4 protein-coding genes are annotated in these 3,464 nt (G+C 66.1%); 2 read left to right on the forward strand and 2 right to left on the reverse strand.

Features of this window, described 5'->3' with window-relative positions; all coding sequences use genetic code 11:
• Nucleotides 1–106: 106 nt before the first annotated feature.
• Nucleotides 107–757 (reverse strand): biliverdin-producing heme oxygenase, encoded by a 651-nt coding sequence (locus tag OOT08_RS09280; protein ID WP_325092369.1) that lies wholly within the window; start codon nt 755–757, stop codon nt 107–109.
• A gap of 47 nt (nt 758–804) precedes the next feature.
• A complete protein-coding gene (locus tag OOT08_RS09285) occupies nt 805–1,104 on the reverse strand; it encodes a DUF2470 domain-containing protein (RefSeq protein WP_325092370.1) in 300 nt (99 codons plus the stop codon).
• A gap of 211 nt (nt 1,105–1,315) precedes the next feature.
• Between OOT08_RS09285 and OOT08_RS09290 the strand changes: the two genes are divergently transcribed.
• Together OOT08_RS09290 and OOT08_RS09295 are read left to right on the forward strand one after the other, a co-directional pair.
• Nucleotides 1,316–2,461 carry a serine hydrolase domain-containing protein gene (locus OOT08_RS09290; RefSeq protein WP_325092371.1) on the forward strand — a complete coding sequence of 382 codons (1,146 nt, stop codon included), beginning with the start codon at nt 1,316–1,318 and terminating at the stop codon, nt 2,459–2,461.
• 273 nt (nt 2,462–2,734) lie between these two features.
• Nucleotides 2,735–2,938 carry a cold-shock protein gene (locus OOT08_RS09295; RefSeq protein ID WP_325092372.1) on the forward strand — a complete coding sequence of 68 codons (204 nt, stop codon included), beginning with the start codon at nt 2,735–2,737 and terminating at the stop codon, nt 2,936–2,938.
• Nucleotides 2,939–3,464: the final 526 nt, after the last annotated feature.

The raw sequence follows: 3,464 nt of genomic DNA on the forward strand, positions 1-3,464 counted from the left end.
GGGTGCGCGGGGCCCGGCGTTCCCGTGCCGTCCTCGGCGGGAGGGGGACGGTTCGCGCACTCCCCCTCCGCCGCTTCGAAGCGCGGTGACGCTCCGCGGGGCCGCGTTACTGGGCTTTCTTCGCCCGTGCGAGATCGACAAAGACCTCGGTGTTGAAGCCGTATGCGACTCGGGCCTCGGCGATCAGCGCCTCACGCCCAGCCTGGTCGAGGCCAATCTCATCGAGCTTCGCGCGGTACGCATCCTTGAACTCGGGGATCGGGCCCAGCTCATCGAAGGCGTAAAACTCAACGCCCTGACGCTCCAGACCGAAGTGGCGCTGCATCAGCCGGCTGATGAACTGGCCACCGGACAGGTCACCGAGGTAGCGCGTGTAGTGGTGAGCGACGAAGGCCCCCGGGTCGGTCGCGGCAACCTCGGTGATGCGATCCGCGTAGGCCCGGGTCGCGGGGACGGCTTCGATCCGGTCGCGCCAGTCAGCGCCGAGCAGGAACTCGAGGTCCGCCTGCACCGCGGGCATCCGGATCAGCGCGTCGCTGATGAACGGCGCAGCAACGGGGTTCTCGCGCATGGCCTCGGTCGCGCCCTCCAGGGCCTCGTACATGAAGAAGTGCTGGGCGACGAGGGCGATGTAGTCCTCGCGGGTCCCACGGCCCTTCATCAGGTCCTCCATGAATCCGGCCCCCTCGCTCTCCGAGTGGTCCGACCAGGTGCCCTCGCGAAGGGCCTGGGAGAAGGAAATGTCTGTCTTGGTCACGAAAAGCTCCTAGTGAGGGGGTGGCTGCTGGGTCTCGAAGCCGTGGTCTAGTGGGGGCGAGGAGTGATGCCGAGCCGCTCGCAGGCGATCTCGTAGAGGACGACAACCTCGCGACGGATCTCGGGGCGCTCGCTGATGGGGCCGCCAGGCCAGGAAACGCGCATCTCGGTGACTCCGGCGGGGGTCGTCACGGTCCAGATGCCGCCTTCTCCGTCCAGCCCGGTCATCACCGAAGCCGTCGCGTCGGGGTGGCCAAACGCGCGCGCGATCAGCATGCTGTCGTCCGTGTGGTCGCCGTTCATGTGGCCGGTTACCCCGGCAACGACGGTTTCATCGAATGTCTTCACCCTCCCAGCATAGGTTAGGTTGCCCTCACTTCGTCCCCTCTCAGCTGAACAACGCTAGACTCGTGCTGTTTTTGACTGTTTTGGATGAGGTGAATCTGTGACGAACTCCTTGGCACGGCGCGCTACCGGCGCCGCCGTCGGTCTGCTGGCCGCGATCGCCCTCGTAGTGAGCGGCTGCTCCTCCCCAGGAGGCCAGGCTGGAGACAGCCCAGTGGCAAGCCTGCCCGGCGACGCGAACGACCGCATCCAGCAGGCGGTCGAGACTGCGATGCAGCAGAGCGGTTCGACCCAGGCCCTCATTGGGGTGTGGACGGCCGACTCGGGCGAGTACGTCCAGGGACTCACCACGGACGACTCCGAGCTGCCCGTCACCACGTCCTTCCGCGGCGCACAGACCACGCAGCCATACACCTGCGCCCTCCTGCTCGAGCTGGTGGCGCAGGGCGTCGTCAGCCTCGACCGCGAGGTGTCCAAGGACCTGCCGCGCCAGAACGGCATCGAGGGCATCACCTACCGTCAGCTCTGCGAGCAGACCTCGGGCCTCGCTGATTACAAGGCCGCGTTCAGCGGGATCAACCGCAACAATCCGGCTCGTTTCTGGCCGGATCGGGAGCTCATCTCCCAGGGCCTCGTGAACTCGCCGCTCCCCCACGCCGGACTGAACTTCAACTACTCGGACACCAACGCCGTGGTGCTGGGCCGCGCCTTGAAGATCGTCGCCGACCGCGAACTGCCGGATCTGCTCGACGATGAAATCTTCCAGCCGACCCAGATGACCCGCACGGAACTGCCCACGGGCACGACGCTGCCGGACCCCACCCTCGCTCCCCTGGTCTTCCCGGTGGCCGACGGCAAGGCCGTCTGCGACACCGCGATTGAGCTTGCCGAGGTTTCCCCGTCGATGCTGTCCGGCGCCGGTGGCGCGGTGACCACCCTCAGCGACCACCGGGCCTTCCTTGACGCCTACCTGAGCGGCAAGATCGGCGGCGCACAGGCTGCCGAGGTCCTCGCTGAGGAGCGCTCCACGCTCAACCCGGAGCGGAACGCCGAGGGCGAGGTCACCAAGGAGGCCGAGGCATCCGGCCAGGCCTGGGGCTTCGGTCTGCTGCACGAGGGTCCCCTCAAGGGCCGCGACGGGCTCATCACGGGCACGATCAGCGCCGCGTTCCAGGACCCCAACACCGGCTTTACCGTCGTGGTCGCGCTGAATAACTCCTCCGCAGGCGGTGGCTTCGCCAAGCAGCTCGCCTTCCAGCTCGCCGCGATCGTCTCCGAGGCTCAGCCGGATGCTGTGGGCGAGCTCCCCTGGACCGTGGAGACCACCGCCGAGGCCCTCGCCGCTGCCGCGGTCTGCTAAGTCCTGCTCCCAGCGGGGTTTTCCCGGATATCTTCCGATTCCGGTCCGGAATCCCCCTCGGACACCCCGTATTTCCTTTCCCTCACCAAATCGTGACAATTCGGTGACCCACCGCAAACACGGGTGCACTAGTGTGACTCATGGAGTTGCTGTTCCAACGCACGGTATTTCAAGTCCAATCCCCTTGTGGGAGAAGCTTTTCTCATCTGCGTTTGCACAAGCGACGACCGAGCCTGAAGGTCGGGTTCGATCCGCACATGAGAAGGAAAACGTATGGCCACCGGCACTGTCAAATGGTTTAACGCCGAAAAGGGTTTCGGCTTCATCGCTCCCGACGACGGCAGCGATGACGTCTTCGCGCACTACTCTGCTATCGCCACGAGCGGCTTCCGCACGCTGGACGAGAACCAGAAGGTCGAGTATGACCCCGCTCGTGGACCCAAGGGTCCGCAGGCGGAGAACATTCGCCCGCTCTAATCTCACCTCAGCGCGCACGCGCTGAACCGAGATGAGGTCGGTGAGTCCTTTCGAGGACTCACCGACCTTCTGCGTTTCTGGACGTCTGAGTTTCTGGACGTCTGCGTTTCTGGGCGTCTGCGTTTCTGGGCGCGGATCACCAGTTCTCCCGCGGAGCGCTGATCGTGGCCGCAACGAGCGTGGCCTGCCCTTCAGCCCGCGCAGGTGGCCTTCTCTCGCGCGCAACGCGAGCCGGCGGGCTCCCTCCCCGGAAACGCAGAGAACCCCCGACCGAAGGTCAGGGGCTCTCGTAGTGGAGGGGATGACGGGAATCGAACCCCGGCCGGACGCTCAACGAAACGCGCAGCGTTTCGCGGCCACGCCGCTGGCGGAGCCTGCGACGCCAGTCACGGGTTCTCCAGGAGTCCCGACCTCCCCGGAAACGCAGAGAGCCCCCGACCGAAGGTCAGGGGCTCTCGCAGTGGAGGGGATGACGGGAATCGAACCCCGGCCGGACGCTCAACGAAACGCGCAGCGTTTCGCGGCC

Origin of the sequence: Leucobacter sp. M11, assembly GCF_035726885.1 — a bacterium.
In the GTDB taxonomy this organism is placed as follows: domain Bacteria; phylum Actinomycetota; class Actinomycetes; order Actinomycetales; family Microbacteriaceae; genus JAPFRB01.